General features: G+C 40.6%; 15 protein-coding genes. 7 read left to right on the forward strand and 8 right to left on the reverse strand.

Annotated features, from left to right (window positions below; translation table 11 throughout):
* Positions 1 to 196: 196 nt before the first annotated feature.
* The 3 genes from ASF92_RS05750 to ASF92_RS05760 all read right to left on the reverse strand — a co-directional run bounded on the left by ASF92_RS05750 (position 197) and on the right by ASF92_RS05760 (position 1,426).
* Positions 197 to 685 carry a DUF421 domain-containing protein gene (locus tag ASF92_RS05750; protein WP_056089298.1) on the reverse strand — a complete coding sequence of 163 codons (489 nt, stop codon included), beginning with the start codon at positions 683 to 685 and terminating at the stop codon, positions 197 to 199.
* 2 nt (positions 686 to 687) lie between these two features.
* Positions 688 to 876 (reverse strand): hypothetical protein, encoded by a 189-nt coding sequence (locus ASF92_RS05755; protein ID WP_056089300.1) that lies wholly within the window; start codon positions 874 to 876, stop codon positions 688 to 690.
* Between the two features lie 115 nt (positions 877 to 991).
* On the reverse strand, positions 992 to 1,426 hold the full coding sequence (locus ASF92_RS05760; RefSeq protein WP_056090992.1) for a hypothetical protein: 435 nt from the start codon (positions 1,424 to 1,426) through the stop codon (positions 992 to 994).
* Positions 1,427 to 1,633: 207 nt separating this feature from the next.
* On the opposite strand from ASF92_RS05760, the gene ASF92_RS05765 reads away from it, so the two are divergent.
* From ASF92_RS05765 to ASF92_RS05780, 3 genes are all read left to right on the forward strand, one after another.
* The gene (locus ASF92_RS05765) at positions 1,634 to 2,272 is read left to right on the forward strand and encodes a ferritin-like domain-containing protein (RefSeq protein ID WP_082489470.1); all 639 of its coding nucleotides are present in this window, start codon (positions 1,634 to 1,636) and stop codon (positions 2,270 to 2,272) included.
* 35 nt (positions 2,273 to 2,307) lie between these two features.
* Positions 2,308 to 3,852, forward strand: coding sequence for an FAD-dependent oxidoreductase (locus tag ASF92_RS05770; protein ID WP_056089303.1), 1,545 nt, complete (start codon positions 2,308 to 2,310; stop codon positions 3,850 to 3,852).
* A 3,244-nt stretch (positions 3,853 to 7,096) separates the two neighbouring features.
* The coding region (locus ASF92_RS05780) for an FAD:protein FMN transferase (RefSeq protein ID WP_157263780.1) at positions 7,097 to 8,028 on the forward strand (932 nt) is incomplete at its 3' end.
* Between the two features lie 783 nt (positions 8,029 to 8,811).
* Here ASF92_RS05780 and ASF92_RS05795 read toward each other — a convergent pair.
* The 3 genes from ASF92_RS05795 to ASF92_RS05805 are packed head-to-tail and all read right to left on the reverse strand — an operon-like array spanning position 8,812 to position 13,006.
* A complete protein-coding gene (locus ASF92_RS05795) occupies positions 8,812 to 10,998 on the reverse strand; it encodes a PepSY domain-containing protein (RefSeq protein WP_056089317.1) in 2,187 nt (728 codons plus the stop codon).
* Between the two features lie 14 nt (positions 10,999 to 11,012).
* A complete protein-coding gene (locus ASF92_RS05800; protein ID WP_056089320.1) occupies positions 11,013 to 11,498 on the reverse strand; it encodes a DUF2271 domain-containing protein in 486 nt (161 codons plus the stop codon).
* Positions 11,499 to 11,500: 2 nt separating this feature from the next.
* A complete protein-coding gene (locus tag ASF92_RS05805) occupies positions 11,501 to 13,006 on the reverse strand; it encodes an ankyrin repeat domain-containing protein (RefSeq protein WP_056090995.1) in 1,506 nt (501 codons plus the stop codon).
* Positions 13,007 to 13,288: 282 nt separating this feature from the next.
* On the opposite strand from ASF92_RS05805, the gene ASF92_RS05810 reads away from it, so the two are divergent.
* The 4 genes from ASF92_RS05810 (at position 13,289) to ASF92_RS05820 (ending at position 17,842) form a co-directional block, all read left to right on the forward strand.
* Positions 13,289 to 14,365, forward strand: coding sequence for an acyl-CoA desaturase (locus tag ASF92_RS05810; protein WP_056089323.1), 1,077 nt, complete (start codon positions 13,289 to 13,291; stop codon positions 14,363 to 14,365).
* 248 nt (positions 14,366 to 14,613) lie between these two features.
* Positions 14,614 to 14,781 (forward strand): hypothetical protein, encoded by a 168-nt coding sequence (locus ASF92_RS20975; protein WP_157263746.1) that lies wholly within the window; start codon positions 14,614 to 14,616, stop codon positions 14,779 to 14,781.
* A 106-nt stretch (positions 14,782 to 14,887) separates the two neighbouring features.
* The gene (locus tag ASF92_RS05815; RefSeq protein ID WP_056089326.1) at positions 14,888 to 15,661 is read left to right on the forward strand and encodes an HAD-IIA family hydrolase; all 774 of its coding nucleotides are present in this window, start codon (positions 14,888 to 14,890) and stop codon (positions 15,659 to 15,661) included.
* Between the two features lie 96 nt (positions 15,662 to 15,757).
* Positions 15,758 to 17,842 (forward strand): AAA family ATPase, encoded by a 2,085-nt coding sequence (locus ASF92_RS05820; protein ID WP_056089329.1) that lies wholly within the window; start codon positions 15,758 to 15,760, stop codon positions 17,840 to 17,842.
* A gap of 1,923 nt (positions 17,843 to 19,765) precedes the next feature.
* Here the strand turns inward: ASF92_RS05820 and ASF92_RS05830 are convergent.
* Both ASF92_RS05830 and ASF92_RS05835 read right to left on the reverse strand, forming a co-directional pair.
* Positions 19,766 to 21,199 carry a SusD/RagB family nutrient-binding outer membrane lipoprotein gene (locus ASF92_RS05830; RefSeq protein ID WP_056089334.1) on the reverse strand — a complete coding sequence of 478 codons (1,434 nt, stop codon included), beginning with the start codon at positions 21,197 to 21,199 and terminating at the stop codon, positions 19,766 to 19,768.
* 11 nt (positions 21,200 to 21,210) lie between these two features.
* A complete protein-coding gene (locus ASF92_RS05835) occupies positions 21,211 to 24,378 on the reverse strand; it encodes a SusC/RagA family TonB-linked outer membrane protein (protein WP_056089338.1) in 3,168 nt (1,055 codons plus the stop codon).
* Positions 24,379 to 24,663 lie beyond the last annotated feature (285 nt).

Raw genomic sequence — 24,663 nt, forward strand, 5'->3', positions numbered from 1 at the left:
ATCCGGACATTTTCGGACATTTTCGGACATTGGGTACCTGTTATGATTTAAATTCGAACCCGGCTCGTACCTTCGTTACATAATCAACGCCGGCCGCCTGATGCTAACGGATTTTAAATTTTAAGAAAGGAAATGAGAACAATAAAAAAATACTGCCAAAGGATGAAGATCATTTTATGCAAACTGACAAATGCTATCAGGCTTTATTGATAACCGTGATTTCACCATCTTTTTCCATGTAAATGGAATCGATTTTCGAAAGATCGTTTGACTGACGGATGCTTCTGACCCGGTGCATGATTTCCTCTTTATTGACCAGGCCCTTTTTTAAATTATGCGCTAAAAACCGGCCATCATTGTAAAGCAGGATTTTTTGTCCGCTGAAAAGACGACCGGTTCCAGGAAAAATGCTGGTCACCCAGGCCAGGACCCGGTGCAGCAATACAATGGTTGAACTCGCTGCAACAACCGGCACAAAAGGCGATGCCCCGACGACTGCACGGCTAAGTACCGCACCGAGCAGTATGGTGATAACATTATCAAGTGGGCTATGTAACCTGAAGGAGCGCCTGCCCGAAATACGAAGCAATGCATAAGCCAGCATAAATATGATGAGCGCCCTGCTGCTCATCTGTATGGCAGTTAATTCTTCCGATGTTCCGATGAGCGCATCAAAGCCTTGCATTGTTACTGATCATTTTCTGCAGTTTGCTCATCTGCATCGGCATCTGATTTAGAAATTTGTTCTTTTTTATTTTCGATGGAAACCTCGCCCGAACTATCGGTATCCGCATCGCTTCCTTCGATTTGAGAAGCCGGGATAACGCCTATTTTCTCTTCACTGTCTTCTTGTTTCTTTGTTGCTTTGTTTTCCATCTTATTTAAACTTAGTTGTAAATATTCATTGTTTTGAATTTATCTCAATCTATTTCAGCAATTGTACAATCAAGCAATTAGTTAGGTACAAATGCTTTTTAGATCTGATAATCAATCATCTCTTTAGCGCTTTAATTACACCCGCAGTAACTAACGCACCGCTTAGATAATACAGCACAGTTAGTACTTTCACCTTATCGTTCCTGGCAACGGTTTTTTCGTTTAATCCCAGCGGCCGAGCCAATTTAACGGCACCTAAACCGGCGCTTAAGCCTAAGGTGATGGCTTTGGTCCAGGTGTATTTACCTCCAGCACCAATTGCGCTATAATATAAGGTGTTGGCCAGCAGGTCGCCGGCTAATGTTGTGGCGTATAATTTTTTATCGTCGTGGATGGGTTTCCCTGCTTTATCCATTATAACATTTACGGCTTCCTCGCCGAGTAAATCAATGCGTGGCGCATCGTCCAGTTGTTTTTTTAAGCCTTCATGCAGAAGCGTAAGACTTAAAGCACCTGCAAACCCGGCGATAAGATTCTGTATATTTTTCATAGCCCTTAATTGATGATGACTGATTAATGAACACAATTTTAACACAGGCGAAAGGCAGAAGGTTTTCTTTATTATAAAATTAAGCTCATCCTTTTGGGCAGCAAAATTTTGTTGCGCACTCAATTTATTGCAGGAAAATACGCGAAATAATAATCGGAAAAACCAATAAGGCGTCTGAATGTTTTATAACCGACCAAATTTGAAATTATGGTAAATACAAAAACTGCGGATAATGATGCCACAAAACAGGTGGCAGAGCCGAACAAAAAGGATCGCACTGATTTCATTAAATTCTTCACCGACGAATTAAAGGATATCTATTGGGCAGAAAAACACCTGGCTCTTGCATTACCTAAACTTCAGCTGGCTGCAACAAGTCCTGAACTAGCTGCAGCTTTAGAAAGACACGCGGCAGAAACCAGGTTTCATATTGAAACACTGGAGCAGGTATTCACCTTAATTGGTGAAAAAGCAGTGGCAAAAAAATGTGATGCAATGGAAGGCCTGCTTAATGAGGCCGATGGCGTCATGGCCAACACAGATAAAGGATCCATGCTCCGCGATGCAGCGCTTATTCTGGCTGCTCAGAAAATAGAACATTACGAAATAGCGACTTACGGTACACTCATCGTTTTTGCAGAAAAGATAGAAATTAAAGGCATTGCAGCGTTATTAATGATAACGCTGGAAAATGAAAAGGAAACGGACGCAGCCCTGACAGCAATAGCAGAAGCCTCGGTGAACGAAGCTGCATTTTTAGAACAGGATAATCAATCTAATGCGGCTGATAACTCCTTATTCTTAAAACCCAGCGCAAAACAAATGAGCCAGGCTGGTCTGAAGTAAGTCCAGCCTACCACGCATTAATTTTATTGATAAACATGGAAGATTTAAAACCTAAAACCAATCGCGATGGCAGCCACACCAGCCTATGGCAGGATACCATTGATACCATCAGTTATACCCAAGAAAAAAAGGCAGCAGCACCATATGATACCCTGATAGTTGGCGGGGGCATCACCGGATTAACAACCGCCTTACTATTACAGCAACAGGGACAGAAATGCCTTTTAGTTGAGGCGCACAATCCGGGCTACGGCACTACCGGCGGTACAACTGCACACCTGAACACCTTTCTAGATACCAGTTATCCTGAAATTGATAGCGATTTCGGAGAAAAGGCATCGGCGCAAATTGCAGCAGCCGCAAGGGATACAATCAATTTCATAAAAAATAACATTGACGTTTTAGGTATTGATGCCGATTTTGAATTTAAAGATGGTTACCTTTTTTCTCAAAATGAAGAGGAAACTAAAACGCTTGACTCCATTTTTTCTTCTTCGAAAAAAGCCGGACTTGATGTAAGTGAAACGTCGACCAATCAACTGCCCATCGGTTTTGATAAATGCATCTGTTTTAAAGACCAGGCTCAGTTTCACCCGCTGAAATACCTGAATGGCCTGGCACAGGAATTCATCAGGCTTGGCGGAACCATTTTAAATGACACCTTCATTGAAAAAAACGAAGAGAAAAACGGGCTGCACTATGCTTATAGTGCTGATGGCACTTTTACAGCCAGGAACCTGGTTTACGCCACGCACATCCCTCCTGGTGTCAACTTATTATCCTTACGCAACGCCCCCTACAGAAGTTATGTACTGGCGGTTAAACTGAAAGATGAAAATTATCCGGATGGCCTTTCCTACGACCTAAAAGAGCCTTATCATTATTTCCGCAGCCATGAAGTGGATGGAGAAAGACATTTAATAATCGGTGGTGCCGACCATAAAACCGGGCATGATGACCCTGAGGCGGCTTTCGCTGAACTGGAAGCTTATACCCGGGAACATTTTAATGTCGAGTCGATAGCCTATAAATGGTCGTCGCAATATTACGTTCCGGTAGATGGTCTTCCATATATCGGTCAGTTGCCAGGAGATGCGGACCGCATATTTATTGCCACCGGCTATAACGGTAACGGCATGATACTCGGAAGCCTCGCTGCCAAAATCATTAATGATTTAATTCTGGAACAATCAAATCCGCTGGCCGAACTCTTTAATCCTTCGAGGTTAAAACCAGTTGCCGGTTTCAGCGAATTTATTAAAGAAAATGCAGATGTGGCCTATCGTTTTGTAGCAGACAGGTTTGGCAACGAAAACATCGAGTCCTTAACCTCCCTGGCTGAAGATGAAGGAAAAATAGTCGAGCTCAACGGTGAAAAACTTGCCGTTTACAAAGGTAAAGATGGTCATGTTTCTGCATTAAACCCGGTTTGTACACATGCACATTGCATAGTAAATTTTAACCCGGAAGAAAAGTCCTGGGACTGCCCCTGCCATGGCGGCCGTTTTTCTATCGATGGAAAGGTATTGACCGGTCCGCCTAGAAAAGATTTGGAACAGGTAGTTTTTAAAAAGGCTTAAAGTGCTTATAACATGATGTCCGTAGTCAGCCGGTACTCAATCCGAACACTCAAGAAACGGACAGCTGGGCTCGGACTAGCAGTGGCTCCAAAAGTCTTCATTGCGAAGCCGATCCTTCATCGGCTGTGGCAATCTTATTCAATAACTCCATCTAGCGCAAGTCTTAGAGCCCCGGTCTAAGCAAAGGACCGACTTGTGCTTTCGTTAAATCAATAGATCAATCCTTTACCGCTCAATCTGGTGCGAGTTTGTAGCTCATACCCAAATTGACAAACTCTGGCGCAAGCGTCTCGCTTGTGACGAATATATTCAAAAATCAACTAATTACCTTTTAAGCAAACTCTGGCGCAAGCGTCTCGCTTTTGACTATAATATATTCAGAAAACTAACTATTAATCAAATATGAATTAGCATTTGAAACCAAACCTATTATCGTTTGAAGCACAAGCGGGACGCTTGCGCTAGATGGGGGCGAGCTTGTAGCGCGTATCCCCCCATCTAGCGCAAGTCTTAGAGCCTCGGCCTAAGCAATGGACTGACTTGTACTTTCGTTAAATCAACAGATCAATATCTATCAATCCTTTACCCCCTTCATAATCTATAGCGCTACTATACAAATAATCTGACGCAATGCTATCAATCCTACTTCAACTGGATTATGGTGAAGATGCTATTACATCTTAATATGATTTTGGCTAGCTAAGTATTATGAAGGCACAAGTCAGCCAGTCCACATTCCCCTACCCACTAAGACTTGCGCTAGTGAGGCTCGGACTAGCAGTGGCTCCAAAAGTCGTCATTGCGAAGCCGATTCTTCATCGGCTGTGGCAATCCCCATCTAGCGCAAGTCTTAGAGCCCCGGCCCAGGCGAAGGACTGACTTGTGCTTTCGTTAAATCAATCTATCAATCCTTTACTTCTAAGCTGGTGCGAGTTTGTAGCTCATACCCAAATTAACAAACTCTGGCGCAAGCGTYAAATCAATCTATCAATCCTTTACTTCTAAGCTGGTGCGAGTTTGTAGCTCATACCCAAATTAACAAACTCTGGCGCAAGCGTCTCGCTTGTGACTATAATATATTCAAAAAACTAACTATTAATCAAATATGAATTAGTATTTGAAACCAAACCTATAATCGTTTGAAGCACAAGCGGGACGCTTGCGCTAGATGGGGGCGAGCTTGTAGCGCGTATCCCCAACTAGCACAAGTCTTAGCGCCCCGGCCCAACCGAAGGACTGACTTGTGCTTTCATTAAATCAACAGATCAATCTATCAACCCTTTACCTCTTTCATAATCTATAGCGCTACTATACAAATAATCTGACGGGCTTGTCACCAATCCTGCTTCAACCGGATTATCGTGAAGATGCTAAGTACATCTTAATATGATTTTGGCTAGCTAAGTATTATTAAGGCACAAGTCAGCAAGCCCACATTCCCCTGCCTACTAAGACTTGCGCTAGTGAGGGGCTCCAAAAGTCGTCATTGCGAAGCCGATCCTTCATCGGCTGTGGCAATCTTATTCAATAACCCCATCTGGCAAGTCTTAGAGCACCATCTAGCGCAAGTCTTAGCGCCCCGGCCCAAGCGAAGGACTGACTTGTGCTTTCGTTAAATCAACAGATCAATATTTATCAATCCTTTACAAACTCTGGCGCAAGCGTCTCGTTTGTGACTATAATATATTCAAAAAACTAACTATTAATCAAATATGAATTAGCATTTGAAACCAAACCTATAATCGTTTGAAGCACAAGCGGGACGCTTGCGCTAGATGGGGCGAGCTTGTAGCGCGTATCCCCATCTAGCGCAAGTCTTAGCGCCCCCGGCCTAAGCAAAGGACCGACTTGTGCTTTCGTTAAATCAATCTATCAATCCTTTACTTCTAAGCTGGTGCGAGTTTGTAGCTCATACCCAAATTAACAAACTCTGGCGCAAGCGTCTAAATCTGTATTAAGGATTAATCAGAAAAAAAGGCCAGGCACCTGTACTTTTAAGTGAGGTTAAATTAAAATATAACAATGATGTGTTAACAAGCTATCTGCTTAGTGAAGGTTATAAAATCGAACATGGTCATGGTTCAATGGATGATGTCGATTTACTTTGGGCACAAGCGGGACGCTTGCGCTAGATGGGGCGAGCTTGTAGCGCGTATCCCCATCTAGCGCAAGTCTTAGCGCCCCGGCCTAAGCAAAGGACCGACTTGTGCTTTCGTTAAATCAATCTATCAATCCTTTACTTCTAAGCTGGTGCGAGTTTGTAGCTCATACCCAAATTAACAAACTCTGGCGCAAGCGTCTCGCTTGTGACTATAATTTATTCAAAAAACTAACTATTAATCAAATATGAATTAGTATTTGAAACCAAACCTATAATCGTTTGAAGCACAAGCGGGACGCTTGCGCTAGATGGGGCGAGCTTGTAGCGCGTATCCCCCCATCTAGCGCAAGTCTTAGAGCCCCGGCCCAAGCGAAGGACTGACTTGTGCTTTCATTAAATCAACAGATCAATATTTATCAATCCTTTACCTCTTTGATAATCTATAGCGCTAGTATACAAATAATCTGACGCAATGCTATCAATCCTGCTTCAACTGGATTATGGTTACGATGCTAAGTACATCTTAATAAGATTTTGGCTAGCTAACATTATGAAGACAAGTCTGCCGGCCCACATTCCACTGCCCACTAAGACTTGCGCTAGTGAGGGGATTATGGTGAAGATGCTAAGTACATCTTAATAAGATTTTGGCTAGCTAATATTATGAAGAGCACAAGTCAGCCTGTCCACATTCCCCTGCCTACTAAGACTTGCTAGTGAGGCAAGCTACGCCATTTTCGAAACAAAAAAGTTCGAAACATTTTTTTGTTTCGGCAAAATTTGTTTCGAAATCCTGAAACGTTTTTTCCGGAAACTTTTTTTTGTTTCGAGAAAAAACGTTTCCAAATACGGTTAAAAAAGCCATAGCATCATTTTTTTTTCCAAAATCAATTTTGGCAGAATCGTTTTGAAACGAAAATTTTAGGAGAAAAGATTTTTGAAATTTCCATTTGTACACATAATAATACAAATAGGAATGAGATCAATGACACAAATGATACAAGCGAGACATGAGACAAAAGCGCCCTGCAAAATTTATAATATTATCTTTGCGTTATTATGAAAGATTATATTTTCATCTGCTTTATTCTGTTTTCATTGAGCGCTGGCGCCCAGGTTCTGCGTAAAAGAACGACAACTTTAATGGGCGGGCGGTTTGACATCAGCATTGTTGCAGATAGCAGGGAAAACGCTGAAGATAACATTGATACCCTAATTGCCGAAATTTCCCGTATAGAAAATTTAATATCAGACTGGAAGCCAAATTCTCAGGTTTCAGCGGTGAATGATAACGCAGGAATTAAACCGGTAAAAGTTGATCGGGAGTTAATCTTACTCACCGAAAGAGCGGTTAACTTATCAAAAGTTACGAATGGCGCATTCGACATCAGCTTCGCTGCGATGGATAAAATATGGAAATTTGATGGTTCCCTGAAAGAAATGCCTTCGCCGGAAACTATAAAAAAGTCGGTAGAGAAAGTCGGTTATCAAAACATCATTATTGATAAAGAAAAATCGACCATCTATTTGAAGTTGAAAGGAATGAAAATAGGTTTTGGTGCTCTGGGCGAAGGTTATGCTGCAGATAAATGCAGGGAAATGATGCTGGCTAGAGGTATTGCAGCGGGTATCGTTAATGCTTCTGGCGATATGAGTACCTGGGGAAAACACCCCGGTGGTAAAGACTGGGAAATCGGAATTACCAACCCCATGAAAGAGGATACCATTTTCGCCATCGTGCCCATGAAACAAAATGCGATTGTAACGTCCGGAAGTTACCAGAAATTCGTGGAATTTGATGGCAAGCGCTATGCACATATTATTAACCCTAAAAACGGCTATCCGGCTACAGGTTTGATAAGTGTAACCATCATGGGACCGAGCGCGGAAGTTGCAAATGGTTTAAGCACATCCGTAATGGTTTTAGGCGCTGTTGATGGAAAGAAACTAGCTGAAAAATTTCCTGCCTACAGTTATCTTATGGTTACTGATACAGGCGAATTCCTGGTATCGAAAAACAATTCAGCCTTATCGAAAATTAAGTTACCAAAGCGCATTAATAAGTCCATTATTAANTCTTATGGTTACTGATACAGGCGAATTCCTGGTATCGAAAAACAATTCAGCCTTATCGAAAATTAAGTTACCAAAGCGCATTAATAAGTCCATTATTAAACCCCGCCCCTGAACCCTTTCTTCTTCGGAGGAAGGTGCCGGCAGGCGGATGGAGGCTAATCTAATCCATGGTTTTTGGCTCAATAGCATTTTGAATTTGCCACGGAAACACGGAAAGCACATATACAGTTATCTTATGGTTACTGATACAGGCGAATTCCTGGTATCGAAAAACAATTCAGCCTTATCGAAAATTAAGTTACCAAAGCGCATTAATAAGTCCATTATTAANAAAACAATTCAGCCTTATCGAAAATTAAGTTACCAAAGCGCATTAATAAGTCCATTATTAAACCCCGCTCCTGAACCCTTTCTCCTTCGGAGGAAGGTGCCGGCAAGCGGATGGAGGCTAATCTAATCCATAGTTTTTGGCTCAATAGCATTTTGAAATTTGCCACGGAAACACGAAAGCGCAGAAATAGTTATCTTATGGTTACTGATACAGGCGAATTCCTGGTATCAGAAAACAATTCAGCCTTATCGAAAATTAAGTTACCAAAGCGCATTAATAAGTCCATTATTAAACCCCGCTCCTGAACCCTTTCTCCTTCGGAGGAAGGTNAAAACAATTCAGCCTTATCGAAAATTAAGTTACCAAAGCGCATTAATAAGTCCATTATTAAACCCCGCTCCTGAACCCTTTCTCCTTCGGAGGAAGGTGCCGACAGGCGGATGGAGGCCTACTAATAACAATCTGTTAAAATTTGATTCCTGGATTGATAAAATGATAAAGGATGATCTGTATTTTCCCGGCAGATGCGTTGCAATACCAGCAATATATCTTTTTGCATTGAAAGTGAGCCACAAATCATAATAACCGAAGATTCGATTAATTTTTTTGCGATTAAGCCGGAATCGATGCTTACTAAATCACTAACATACTGCTTATTTCCTTCCCTTGAATACGCTACGTTAAGCTTAATTAGTTTCGCTTCTAAGAGTTTCGTGTTTAAAAACTCGTTAAAGGGTTCAAACGCTGATGTGTTTTTGAATCCGCAATATAAATAGCAAGAAATCTTGTCCTTATTTTCATCCAGCATTCCTAAAAAAGGTGCAATTCCGGTGCCGTTGGAAATCATAATAACCGAGGATGCTTTAACAGGAAAATGAAAATGGTTATTCCTCACCACCCTGGCTTTTAGTTTATCAGTTGCATTTAAAGCATGAAGAAAACCTGAGCCCAAGCCATTTTCGTGAAGTTTAACACTCAATTGTATCTTTTTATTAACGACACCGATGGAGTAGAGCCTTTCGCGATGATCTTTTGCCGGATAAATTGCCAGTAAATCGCCTGATTTCGCTTTGAGTTTAGTCCAGCTCTTCAGCTCAATCAGGAAGGTATCTTCAAACCTGGTATTAGATTGAACTGAAAAAGTTTTTAAGCTTTTTGGTTTTTCTTTACCGGTTCCGGCGAAGTCTTCGAATGAAATACCCGATTGCTGCGACCAGGATTCCTGCCATAGCGTTAAATCTTCTGGTGCCCTGTCGTTAACCGTATGAACATCAATTAATGGCGTGGCCCAACTTTTTGCCGACAGATAATTGTGCACATCAAAGGCAAATTTGCAAAAGTCCGGATAGGACTTAGAGCCAAAACCCAATACCGAATAACTGATAGCATTGATTTGCTGTATTTCGTCAATTAGCGGGAGAAACTTATTGGCATTTGCCGGCGGCTCTCCTATCCCATAGGTAGAAGTGAAAATCAAAAAATGTTCAGCCTTGGGGTAAACAGCGTAATCATTCATAGAGGTTATGTACGCCTTTTTACCTTGTTTAATCAACAGTTTCAGAACTGCTGAAGCATATCGGTTTGTCGTTCCGTTTTCCGAGCCAACCAATAAAATATAAATGCTTTCTTCCTTTTTGTATTTATTTTTTATCCGGCTGGATATTCTCTTTATTGTGATAACAAAACCAGAATAGATGAAAAACAGAATACTTAAAGAAGCTATCCCTAAAATAACCGCCCATATTGCACTGCCGCGGCCGGTGTGAATGGTCATGCTCAGGTTATTTGCTAATGCGGAAAACGGGTATTTACTTTCGGCAATAATAACGCCGGTAACCTGGTTTATGGCTACTTCCCGACCCTTAAGGGTTAAGGTGTAATAATCTTCAACATCTTCTGAAAAAGGAAATTCTATTGTTTGAACTTGCGATAAACCGATGTTTTTAAATGACTCGAAATCTTTAATGTTCTTTTGAGGCCCGGATTTAATCTTATCGAAATCTACATCGACATTCGTTTTAACAGGCTTAATTATCCCTAAAGTATTTAACGATAAATAAGTTCCGCTAACCGCGATTAACAAAATGAAAATTAAGGATAATCGGCCGCCAACAGTATGGTAATACTGTGCGGAGCCATCGTTAGGGATTTTAGCCAGGAAGCGACTGATTCCACGCTGGCGTTTTATCGTAAGCATGATGCCGGAAACGGCGATAAGCATCAGGAAAAAGGCCGTCAATCCAATAAAAATCCGCCCGGTTTCGTGCAGAAATAAAGACCTGTGCAGACTGGTCACCCATTGAAAAAATTCGTTTTTCTTTGTCGGCCTGCCAATTATTTTGCCTGTTGTGGGCTCCACATAGGCCTTGACATCGTTGCCTGCTTTGTCAGTGCCTTCAATTAAAACAAATTGGTTGCTTTCTACAGCGATTTTTGTGATCCCAGGATAACTTTCACGTAAAACCGGGATGGCCTGAGCCAGATTTACTGCATCAATGTTTTTCGCTGCATAGGGCTTTAACCTATCCACGACCGGCTCTGCAGATAATATGGCTCCGGTAATGCAAGCCAGTAAAAGAAAAAGAAAAGAAGATACAGCCAGCGCGAGGTGGCTGTATCTCCAGAAATGATTCGTCATTATCCTAAATAGACTTAATTAGGGCTAAAGCGTACGTATCTGATGTATCCTTTCCCATCAGTTTTAGCGGCCAAGGACTCCGTTGTTAAAGGAATTTCAAGATCCTTAACATTGTATTTCTGGTCCTCAACCGCACTTTCGAAACGGAGTTTGTAACCTGTATTAATTTTTGATTTCTCAATATCGATAATTGAAATACCTCTATCGCCACCAGTTAATGAAGCGCCGGTAATTGCACTGATGTTTGATGGTTTCTTCGAATTGAATTTATGCCACTCTTTTAAACTATTGTACCATTTTTTATCAGAACCCAATACATAAAGCGTTTTTTCGTATTGTCCTTTAGCATCAATTAATGAAATTACGATATAAGCACCTTCACCCATATAATTCGTCATCTGGATCATGCATTTATATTTTGCAGCCTGGGCACTCGCCTGATTCGGTTTCAAGAACGCAATTGATAGTACCAGCAAAGAAATTTTTAAGAAATTAGTCATATTTATTTTAAGAAACTGAGTGAAACATTCCCTTTTTTAAGTGATTCATTTTCACTTGCAAGGTCGAAAGCGCTTTCATCGAAACCTGTTTTTGGATCTTTTTTAGCACCGATTGATAAAAGATATTTTAACATTGCATCATCTTTAGAAATCATTGCAGCTTTATGTAAAGCTGTTATACCTTCTTTATTTTTAGCATTCACATCAACTGATAAATCCTGAAAGCGTTTTATAAGCGCGATATCGCCTTTAGCTACAGCCAGGTGGTACAACGTATTTCCATTTTTTTGTGGCGTTGCGATATCGAATCCTTTTGCTTTTAACAAAACCAGTTTCTGTTCGAAATCCTGTGCTCTGGATGGTGCACCTGCAGGGGAAGGGCGACCCGTTTCAGGACTGTAAGACTGAATTAAGTAATAGGCCAGGTTGTTACCGTCTTTATCAACTGCTTTTAAATCTGCACCTTTTGAAATCAGTAAATTTACTACGGCCGGAGCATTACTGTTAACGGCCATAGCCAATGCGGTTAAACCCTTAGCATTCGACTGATTAATGTTTTTTACTTTCGGTAAAATGATGGCAAAAGCGGAGGTATCGCGATTAGACATTGCCGCATTCATCAATACGGTATTGCCTTCCGCATCAGCCTGATTTACATCAACACCTGCCGCAATGAAATGTTCAATCAAAGTATTCTGACCAGCCCTGCGCACAAGCGCATGCAAAACATTTCTTCCATCTTTCGTAATGGCGGTCGGTTTTATTTTAAGGCTTTCCAAATATTCGAAAACTTCCACAGGCGCTGCGCCTCGGCGGGAACCTTCGCTTGCCATAAGAATAGCACCATTATCAACAGGAACACCTTTTGCGATAAGTGCTTTCAGAACCTCTATGTTTCCTGATCTTGCTGCATAACCAAAAGCATTATGTCCTTCAGCATCCGTACTCTTCAAGTCCAGTCCTTTAGATATAAAGTAATCTGTAAGTTTTAAATCTTTATCGTTCCCAATACCCAACAACAACAGGCTTGCTCCTGCACCATTTTTTTCAGTTTTAAGATTAACCCCTTTCGTGGCAAACAACTCATATATTTTTGTATTCTGCTGACCGGCTGAAGCCGCAAAAGTTAATGGTGTAGCGCCATGGCTATCTACCAAATTTAGATTAGATCCCTTCGATATCAGATAGCTGGTAATTTCATCATTTCCACGATAGGCAGCCCAATGTAAATAAATACGCCCATCATGTGTAAGTTTAGAAACCTCATTTCCAGGTTGTGCTAAAAGATATTTGATGCTTTCATTTGGTGCATCGGCATTGATTGCAAGAACAACCGGGTCAAAGCTAGATTGATTAAACTGCGCGGGATTTGCACCTTTTACTATTTCTGCTTTAACTGCGTCTACATTTGGCTTCGACTGCCAGAATGAAGATTCTAAAAGCGTATTCTTTTGTGCATGCACTGAAACTGACCATAACAATGCTATGGAGAATAAGAGTTTTTTCATTTTTCTGTTTATAGTGATGAGGATGTTAAGCTCGGTTTTATTGAGCATTCAAAATTAACAAGAATTAGTCTAAATAAGAACTAATACAGAATTATTTTTAAAGATTTTTTATCATCAGCCATGTCGAATAAAAAAATATAATTTCTCAATCCGTTAAACCGCGCTTTTCGTACCTATATTAGCAGAAGTAAAAACTGCAGGGAATTTTCCCTAAATTAATGAGTTACATAGCTGCTTAAAATGAAATAGTGGTGAAACAAATTTGTTCAACCCTATATTTCAATGAAGTTAAAAGCCAAATTTCCCTGCGCAGCAGCCGGACCATTTTATTCTGAGCTACGTAAAAGAGTTAATAACCACCTGCAAGAAAATCAGATTTCGCCTAACGCAAACTTTAGTATGTGGCTAAAAACAAGCATTTTTCTGTCTACGTATATTTGCCTTTATCTATTCGTTCTTTTAAGCCCTTTGAATTTAATCTCTTTATCGCTGCTAACGATTTTGCTGGGCATGACTGCGGCTTTTGTCGGTTTTAACGTCTGCCACGATGCGATACATGGCTCCTTTTCCGAGTCGAAAAAGGTAAACCGCTTATTGGGCTTTATATTTAATTTCCTTGGTGCAAACCCATATGTTTGGAGCATCACCCATAATGTTGTCCACCACACTTACACCAACATTGCAGGGCACGATGAAGATATTGAAGTTGCTCCAGGTTTGATTAGAATATCCGAAGGCGATGAATTAAAAGGTTTTCATCGTTATCAGCAATGGTATGCTTTTCCACTTTATGGCATCGCTTCTCTTTCGTGGGTTTTGAGGAAAGATTACAAAAAATTTTTCCAGGCTGCAGTAGGAACTCACACAAACAAGCATCCTAAAATAGAGTACTTCAACCTTTTCTTTTATAAAGCGCTTTATTACTTCTTGTTTTTGGCAGTGCCAATGATGGTGATGGAAATCGCCTGGTACCAGGTTATTGTCGGATTCATCATCTTACACCTGGCACAAGGTTTCACCATGGGACTTGTATTTCAACTTGCCCATGTTGTTGAGGGTACCGAATTCCCGCTTCCTGATGCAAGTGGAAACATGCAGGAAGCCTGGGCTGAACATCAAATGAATACGACAGCTAATTTTGCGACCGATTGCCGCTTTTCAGCTTTTTTTCTGGGTGGATTAAACCGGCAGATTGAACATCATCTGTTCCCCAAAATATGTCACATCCATTATGGCTGGATTTCAAAGATTGTAAAAACTACGGCTTTGGAATATGGCCTAAGGTATAATGAAAACAAAACCTTTCCCTTAGCTTTACAATCTCATTTCAACATGCTTAAAAAGATGGGAAGAGGCTAATTTTCATAATTAAACGACGAAATCTTATATCGCCAACAAATTTCTATAAATAATCGGCTAAAAATCCATTTATTACGCTCTAATTATCAAAATAATCATACAAACCCGCTATAATTTATCATATACTAAACAAAATATAAGTTTTAGATTAAAAAGCTCAAAAATCCCGACAAAACACTTAATATTTGGATAACTATCAGGTTTTTAGTATATTTACGACATACAGTAACCATTAAACCAACCGATCTATGAAAAATATTCTATTTCTCCTGCTGACGGTTTTGATTTCTACGGCTATTATCCTTATAGGTTCTGATTATTACGAACCTGAGTTGATTTACAGCACTGTATTATTAATCTGGCTATTTTATTTGTGTTACCAATCTTATTCCGTTAAAAGAAAATACAGCGAATAATCTCCTTGTCTCCTGGGAAAACAATTGACCATTTCATAATGATTAAATATATATAACGATTATTTATATCCTATATTTGGCTTTACCGTTATTTAGCTTTTTTTTTATGAAACAAGGACTTTTAATTGATATGGACGGGGTAATTTACAGTGGCGAAGAACTCATTTTTGGCGCAGATAAATTCATTAACAACCTTATAAAAAATGATATTCCGTTCGCCTTTATGACAAATAATAGTCAGCGGACAAGTTTGGAAGTACGCCGTAAGCTAAAGGGTTTAGGTATAAAAGTGGAAGATAAGCATGTTTATACCAGCGCCATGGCAACAGGAAAATTTCTAAGCGACCAAAGTCCGAATGGCACCGCTTATGTTTTGGGCGAAGGCGGCTTGCTAAGTAGTTTGCATGAAAATGGAATTACCCTTGTTAACACAGATCCTGAATTTGTTGTACTTGGTGAAGGCAGAAATTTCACTTTAGAAATGGTTCAGCGCGCTGTAGATATGATTTTAGCAGGTGCAAAATTCATTACAACCAACCGCGATCCCTCGCCGAAAAAACCGGGATGGAATAATCTGGGTATCGCAGCTACAACAGCGATGATTGAAGAGGCTACCGGAAGGAAGGCTTTTGTTACCGGAAAACCAAGTCCGGTAATGATGCGATCTGCCCGTAAATTTTTAGGCCTTGAAACCTCAGAAACCACCGTAATCGGCGACACCATGGAAACCGATATCCAGGGCGGTGTACAAATGGGTTATAAAACGATTCTTGTTCTTTCTGGTATTTCCACCAAAGACCGCTTGAGTCACTATGCATTTAAACCCGATTTAATTGCCAGTTCGGTCGATGAAATTGAGTTTCCGCTAATTTGGTGGTAAACAAAATAGATACTAACATTTTTAGTAACATTAAAAAAATCGTCGTATTTTTGATTCGGAACATCATATGATGGTTTCAAATCTTAAGAAGAAAACTTGGCCCACGAACATCAGCTTATTCTCGATTACCTTAAATCTACCAATCAATCTATTTTTCTGACTGGCAAAGCAGGAACAGGAAAAACAACTTTACTTAGGCATATCCGGGAAACAACCAAAAAAAACTACGCAATTGTAGCCCCTACCGCTGTTGCTGCAATAAATGCAGGTGGGGTTACACTTCATTCTTTTTTTCAGATTCCCTTTGGCCCGATAATTCCAAACCAGTCTGCTGAGCCGGTAAAATATTCTTCCGAGAAAATTAAGTTATTGAAATGTCTTGAACTGTTGATTATTGATGAGATAAGTATGGTTCGCGCCGATATCCTTGATTTTATTGATGCAGCACTAAAAAGTGTCAAATCCTCACAATTGTCTTTTGGTGGCGTTCAGGTTTTAATGATTGGGGATCTATACCAGCTTTCACCGATTGCCCATGACGCCTGGCACATCCTTAAAACCTATTATAATAGTCCTTACTTTTTCGACAGTTTGGTTATTCGTTCTAATTCACTTACCACTTTCCAACTTGATAAAGTGTACAGGCAATCGGACCCGACATTCCTTGAAATTTTGAATGGGATAAGGGAAAACAACCTTTCAGAAGATTTACTCCTCGAATTAAATAAGAGAAACAAAGTCGATCTTGCAGAAATCCAAAAGGAAGATTACATAACCTTAACCACCCACAACAATCTGGTTACACAGATTAACCAGGAATACCTGGAAAAGCTGGATGGAAAACTCCATCAGTTCAGCGCTAAAATTACGGGAGATTTTCCTAAAGATGCTTATCCTGTTGATGAGGTTTTAGAATTGAAAGTTGGTGCAAGGGTAATGTTCCTTAAAAATGATTCTTCAGGGAAAAAGCTTTATTATAATGGCAAAGCAGCTGTAATTACGGGAATTGAAACCGACGGCATCAAGGTGAAATTCAATGACGAACATACAGAACTAACGGTTGAACCTGAGGAATGGCAGAACATCAAATACAATTTAAATGCTACTGATAATAAGATCACCGAAATAAACACAGGATCGTTTTCACAATACCCCTTTAAACTGGCCTGGGCGATAACCGTGCATAAAAGCCAGGGGCTAACATTTGATAAAGCGATTGTTGACGTGAGCTCCTCCTTTACCCATGGACAAGCATACGTTGCATTAAGCCGTTGCAGAAGTTTGGAAGGATTAATTTTAAAAGCACCCATTACGGCAGATAACGTAATTACTGACGAGCGGGTAATTAGATTTACCAATGAAGCTGTTGTATCAAAACCAGATGCAGCAGCTTTAGAACGTGCATCTAAAAACTATGAATGGACTTTAATTCACGATTTGCTAGATTTTACAGCGATCCAGAAAAACTGGTTGCTGTTAAAAAAGTCGAGCTTCGGCAACAATCCTGGCAACACGGCTTTTCATGAAATTGTCAGTAAAATTACCAAAGTTCTTGAAGAAGAAGTTATTGGCATAGCAGATCGGTTTATTAAAAAAGAATTTACAGGCTTATCAAAAACCAAAGCGGTGAAAGCGGAAGTAGAATTCACCAACCGGCTAAGCAAGGCTTCCAAGTACTTCATTCCAAAATTGGAAATGGTGTTAAGCGAAGCGGATAAATTTAATGAGCTGAATGTTTACATCGATGAAAAAGCAGAAAAAACATTAAACAGAATAAGTGATTTAATCAATGATTTGACCTTGAAATTATCTTTATTCAATTTACAATGGGAAAAGTTTAACATTGGCGAATACACGAAAGCATATCATAAAGCAGGTAGTAGATACGAACCTGTACAAACCGGGAGAAAGCCTAAAGTAATTATCGAGCAAAAAGAAATTTCGAACCTTCAGCTATTTAATGAACTTTTACGAGTAAGAAAAGTCATCAGTGAAAAAAGGAATGTCCCAGAGCACAATGTGCTTTCTGAACAGGCAATACTCTTAATTGCAGCCAAGCTACCTAAAACAACCGATCAGCTTGCTGCAATTAAAGGCGTTGGCATCGGGAATGCCGTAGAAATAGGCAGCGAAATATTAAAATCAGTAAATGGTTACCTTGGAACAAGCGAGCTGTTTTAAAAAGAATTCAATGCCCTATCTACGCTCAAACCGTCACCCCAATTCAAACCGTCTTTCCCGCTCAGGCGGGAATCCTAAAGCACCAAACAGGATAAACCAACCGCTTTAAGATACCTTATCAGGCAAGGAATGACGAGTTACGGAAAGTCACTGTTAATCTCAAACACTCTTCCACCTCAAACCGTCATTCCCGCGAAGGCGGGAACCTTAAAGCGCGATACGGGATAAACCCCCCGCTTTAGGTTCCTTGTCAGGCAAGGAATGACGAGTTACGGAGATTTAAAGTTAATTCCAAAACACTCTTCCACCTCAAACCGTCTTTCCCGCGCAGGCGGGAACCCTAATGCGCCAAACAGGATAAACCAACCGCTTTAAGATTCCTTGGCAGGCAAGGAATGACGAGTTACGGAGATTTACAGTTAATTCCCAAACACTCTTCCACCTCAAACCGTCTTTCCCGCGCAGGCGGGAATCCTAAAGCGCCATACGGGATAAACCCACCGCTTTAAGATTCCTTATCAGGCAAGGAATGACGAGTTACGGAGATTTACAGTTAATTCCCAAAAACTCTCCCACCTCAAACCGTCTTTCCCGCTTTAAGATTCCTTATCAGGCAAGGAATGACGAGTTACGGAGATTTACAGTTAATTCCCAAAAACTCTCCCACCTCAAACCGTCTTTCCCGCGCAGGCGGGAACCCTAAAGCGCCATAAGCAATAAACCAACCGCTTTAAGATTCCTTATCAGGCAAGGAATGACGAGTTACGGAGATTTACTGTTAATCCCCAAACACTTTTCCACCTCAAACCGTCTTTCCCGCGCAGGCGGGAATCCTAATGCGCCAAACAGGAGAAACCCACCGTTTTAGGATTCCTCGTCAGGCAAGGAATGACGAGTTACGGAGATTTACTGTTAATTCCCAAATACTCTTCCACCTCAAACCGTCTTTCCCGCGCAGGCGGGAACCCTAATGCGCCATAAGGGATAAACCAACCGCTTTAAGATTCCTTATCAGGCAAGGAATGACGAGTTACGGAGATTTACAGTTAATTCCCAAAAACTCTCCCACCTCAAACCGTCTTTCCTGCGCAGGAGGAAATCCTAATGCGCCATACGGGTTAAAGCCAACATTTAAGATTCCTTATCAGGCAAGGAATGACGAGTTACGGAGATTTACTGTTAATTCCCAAACACTTTTCCACCTCAAACCGTCTTTCCCGCGCAGGCGGGAATCCTAAAGCGCCATACGGAATAAACCCACCGCTTTAGGATTCCTTGTCAGGCAAGGAATGACGAGTTACGGAGATTTACAGTTAATTCCCAAACACTCTTCCTCCTCAAAACGTCATTCCCGCGCAGGCGGGAACCTTAATGCGCCAAACAGGATAAACCCAACGCTTTAAGATTCCTTGTCAGGCAAGGAATGACGAACTACGGAGATTTACAGTTAATTCCCAAACACTCTTCGACCTCAAAACGTCTTTCCCGCGCAGGCGGGAACCCTAATGCGCCAAACAGGAGAAACCCACCGCTTTAAGATTCCTTATCAGGCAAGGAATGACGAGTTACGGAGATTTACAGTTAATTCCCAAAAACTCTCCCACCTCAAACCGTCTTTCAAGCAATAAACCAACCGCTTTAAGATTCCTTATCAGGCAAGAAATGACGAGTTACGGAGATTTACTGTTAATCCCCAAACACTTTTCCACCTCAAACCGTCTTTCCCGCGCAGGCGGGAACCTTAATGCGCCATACGGGATAAACCCACCGCTTTAGGATTTCTTGTCAGGCAAGGAATGACGAGTTTTTGAAGCATGCGTACCACTCAAACCGTCTTTCCCGCGCAGGCGGGAATCCTAAAGCGCCATACAGGATAAACCAACCGCTTTAAGATTCCTTGTCAGGTGAGCATGATAAAATGCTCTAAAAAGCATCGAACCAAAGTTTCGTGGTTAATAAATCTGCACCCTGGCTGGCTACCGCATTTTTGTAGCTTGCGCCGTTTAAAGATTGTTCTGTGCCGGGATATATAAATCTAACTGGAATCTGTCCGTTCAAAACGGTGTTAACCGAAGCATTCAGTTGAGGATAATCCAATCTCCTTCGCTCTGCCCAGGCTTCTAAACCCTGACCAAAAAGCGCCAGCCATTTTTGCTCTCCAATAGATTTCTTATAATTTGCAGCATCATATTGCACGGATGCCTGAGCAATGTAAGTTGCAGCCACAGCATCTGAAATATTGTATTGTTTTAATGATGCCTTGATTGCTTGCTGATACAAATCAGCTGCGTTTTCCGTTGTAAAACCTCGTGCTGCAGCTTCTGCCCTATCAAAAAGCAATTCCGAATAACTAAAAATTACGGCGGGTGCTTGTGGCAATAAAAAATATGCCCCAGGCTTAGATGTTTTTGCAAAACCTAAAATACTGGCTTCGGAGTTTGTTAACCCGTTCGGAACACCAATATATTCTTCAGGTGTAGCAGTTTGAGTTTTACTTGCATAAATTGGTAGCCTTGGATCGTTAAGCGCAAACAATTTATCTACAATCGTTTTGCTAATGCGATAATCATCTCTGGTTTCGAATAATGCGCTAACCGGATTTTGTTGCGGCGATGTCAGATAATTTAGTTGCGCATTATCGGTATTATCACTTATAAACAAATCGCCATCTGCTTTTATTTCATCCAAAACCGCTTTGGCTTTTGCAGCTTCCTTATCTGCAATTCTTAAAGCAATACGTAGCCTTAAAGAATTAGCAAATTTCTTCCATCGGGCGATATTTCCGTTATAAATTACATCGCCTGCAATTGCTTTTCCGACAGGATCTAAAGTATTCTTCGCAGTTTTTAAATCATCCAGCAAACCGAAATAAACGTCCTTTTGCTTATCGTATGCTGGCGTAATAAATTCGTTTATTTTTCCTGCCTGTGAATATGGAACGTCGCCATAAGCATCTGTTAGCAACAAAAATACCCAGGAACGTAAAACCAGCGCAACACCTTTATAGTTTGGATTTGCCTGTGCATTTCCCAATTCGATTATTTTATTAAAAGCGGTAATGCTTTGCGAATAACCGGTAGACCAAAGTGAGGTAAAACTACTGTTTGAATAAATAAATCGATCTTCTTCAGTGTATTGAATTTTAGACCAATGTTGAACGAACAACAAACTCGAGTTCATTGTATTTGCCGTGCTCCAATAAGCATCGGCTGTATTTTTTATGGCGCCGGTAAGCAGATAATCTGGCTGAGCATTTTCTGTTGCATTCGGATTGATGTTTACCTCATCCAATTCCTTACCGCACGAGGAAACTGTGAAAGCAAAAATGGCCAGTATATATAGTTTATAATTTTTCATTTTTTGGAAGATTAAAATTTAATATTCAAATTAAGTCCGTAGCTGCGTGTTGTCGGATTTGAAAGACTCTCTAACCCTTGTCCGTTGCCCGTGTTAAAAGCAACTTCAGGGTCAATGTCTTCAACATTTCGGTGGATAATCCAAAGGTTGCGACCAACAAGTGATACCGAAACGCCTTGCAGATTTAAAGGCTTTAACCATTTAGATGGCAGGTTATAACTCAATTTTACTTCGCGAAGTTTAACGTAAGAAGCATCGAAAATGTTCGCTTCATCAATTGTTCTGAACGATTTATAATATTGCTGCGCAGGTAAGATTTTTTCGTTCTTCTTACCATCCGCTGTAACGCCATCAAAAATTATCCCGTCATCATAAACTGCAACACCTGCCGGAGCAGTACCGGTAAGCCTGACTGTCCCGTTTGCTTTAACATTGCCTGGATAATAGTATGAAATCCCCCCGTATTCGGCGGCCCTTCCTGGTAATGTTGACGCTAAAACACCTGTATAAGTTCCGGTAGCATATGTTCCATTGTAAATTGAACCACCGAAACTAGCATCAACCAGAACGCCTAAACTAAAGCCTTTATAGCTGAAAGTGTTGTAAATCCCTCCTATCCAATCGGGCGTATATTTCCCCAAAACCCTCTTTGTCGGGTCGGTTTGAGGTGATCCAGTCGCATTTACGACAATACTTCCGTTTGCATCTCTTAAATAGGCATTACCATAAAGTGTTCCGTAGGGTTGCCCTACCGCAGCTATAACCTGTGCAGAATTCGATGCAATTACATAATTCTGCAATAAACCGGCAGCATCCAACTCAACAACTTTGCTCCTGTTAGCCGCATAATTTACATCAATATCCCAGGTAAACTGTTTTTTAACCGGCGTTAAGCCCAACTGAACCTCGATGCCCTTGTTATTAATTTTACCCGCATTTAAAAGCTTTGAGCGGAAACCCGTTGAAGGGCTTACATCAACACTTAAAATCTGGTCATAGCTATTCGTATTATATAAACTTAAATCTAAACGCACTCTTTTATTGAAGAAAACGGCCTCGGCACCCAGTTCTGATGATGTAGTTGTTTCCGGCTTTAAATTTGGATTTAAATCTGTTGCCGAAGTTGTTAATTGAGGACTTGAACCAAAGGGCGCACCAAAAACATAAGTATTTACAGAGCGGTAAGGGTCGGCATCTTTACCTACTTTAGACCAGCCACCGCGAATTTTGGCGTAATCCAGAAATGCACCTTTAATATCGAAAGCTTCAGTTAATACCAAACTGCCATTAAAAGATGGATAAAAATAAGAGCGATTTTGAGCTGCAAGTGTAGAAGACCAATCGTTACGGGCCGTAATGTTAGCGAAAAGATAGTTTCTGAAGCCAACCTGTGCGGAAGCATAAACACTGTACGATTTAAGTCTACTGTAGTTATTCGAAGAAATTAACGGGTCTCTGGAATTATTAAGGGAATATAAACCAGCAACGGCTAATCTTGGCGCACTTTGGTCGTTCTGCTCAATGTAGCGTGAGCGAATGTTGCTTCCCAATAAAGCTTCTAAAGTAAAATCAGCATTCAATTGCTTGTTTAAATTTAAGGTAGCGTCGGTATTGTTCTCATTTACTGTAAAACCATTTTCCGTGTAAGAACCAAAAGGCGTTCCGTTGGTACCATAAGCAATTCTGATTTTCCTTCTGTCGTTATAATAATCTGTTCCAGAACGGAAGTTGAAGTTAAGTCCGTCGATAATTTTATAATTCAAACCAAGGCTTCCGATTATGCGGCTGCGATTTTGAGAAACGGTATTCTCATAGGCTACCCAATATGGATTGCTGTAGTAGCTGTTGTTCCAGTTGAATGTATTACCATTTTCATCTAAATAATTTTTCAATTGATTGATATCTACCTGACGACCAAACCAGGTAAATTGCAACATGGTACTTGTAGACCTTGAGCCACCTGTTCCCGGTAAATTATCAGATGAAAGCTTATTGTAATTTGCATTTGCCGTAACGCTTAATTTGGGCGTTATTTTTAAAGTTGTGTTCAACGAGAAGTTATTCTTTCCTTGTCCCGAGTTTGGAATTACGCCAACCTGTTTCAGGTTATTATATGATAAGCGATAATCAAATTTATCTGAAGCATCGGCTATCGCAATGCCATTATTAAAAGCATATCCGGTTTCAAAAAAATCACGAACATTATCCGGATTGGCTACGAAAGGAACAGCAACACCTTTAGAATAAAATTGGGGGATTAACTGTCCGTTTAATTTTGGACCCCAACTTTCGTCAACACCATCATTAATACCGCCTCCTTTTCCATCAACATAGCTGAATTTACCTTCAGAACCTTGACCGAATGCATTTTGATAAACCGGTAATGTTGCAATTGTTTCAATAACCGCATTTGAATTAAGGGTAATCCCAACGCCTTTTTTCGATTTACCGGTTTTGGTTTTAATCAGAATTACGCCTGCAGCAGCTCTTGAACCGTAAAGTGCCGCGGCGTTTGGTCCTTTAAGCACACTTATCGATTCGATATTATCTGCATTGATATCTGAAATGGCATTTGCATAATCTCTTGCACCACCCGAATTCAATTGAGAGTTATCAACAGGAACGCCATCCACAACAAATAAAGGTTGGTTATTTCCTGAAATAGAGGTTTCACCGCGAATTACTACACGGGATGAGCCCATATCGCCCTGACTATTCGTAACCCGAACACCGGCAACTTTACCAGCCAATGCATTGACCAGGTTTGATTCCTTGGCCTCAGCTATATCCTGGCCTTTTAATTCCTGGACTGCGTAACCTAATGATTTTCTCTGCCTCGAAATACCAAGCGCCGTTACCACAACTTCATTAAGCGCATTTTCACTTTCCTGAAGAGTAATAACAAGCGAACCTGCATTCTTATTGACAAGAACTTCCTGGGTTTGAAAACCGATATAAGAAAAAACAAGCGTATTTTTATCTGCTACGTTAACAGAGAATGCCCCATTTGCATCTGTAGCGACAACCTTTTTGGTTTCTTTCACTAAGATAGAAACACCGGGAATACCTTCCCCATCCGTAGAACGGACCGTTCCCGTTACGATTGAATTTTGAGCCGATAACTGCTGTGCTAGAAAAAGCAAAAGTATGATGATCGGCAGTTTGAATTTTTTGAACATAAAATTTAATTAGTGATGAGTTATAAAATAAATTTTGAGCATAAGAATTCTATGGCGGTTAAAAACCTCCTTTTAAGCGAAAGAAAACTTAAGATTTATATGCTCTGTAAGAGTCTGATAAACACCTGGGCGTTAACAGCGATTACACATTCGGAAGTATCCGCTGGTGAATGAAGAAATAAAATTCTGGGAGTTTTGCTCGTTTGTTTTTTCCATGTGATTGATTTTTTGTGAAAACAACTTATCAGAAAAGCTTCCGGAAAGAAAGCACTTCGTAAATCAGAT

Origin of the sequence: Pedobacter sp. Leaf176, from assembly GCF_001424305.1 — a bacterium.
Classification (GTDB): domain Bacteria; phylum Bacteroidota; class Bacteroidia; order Sphingobacteriales; family Sphingobacteriaceae; genus Pedobacter.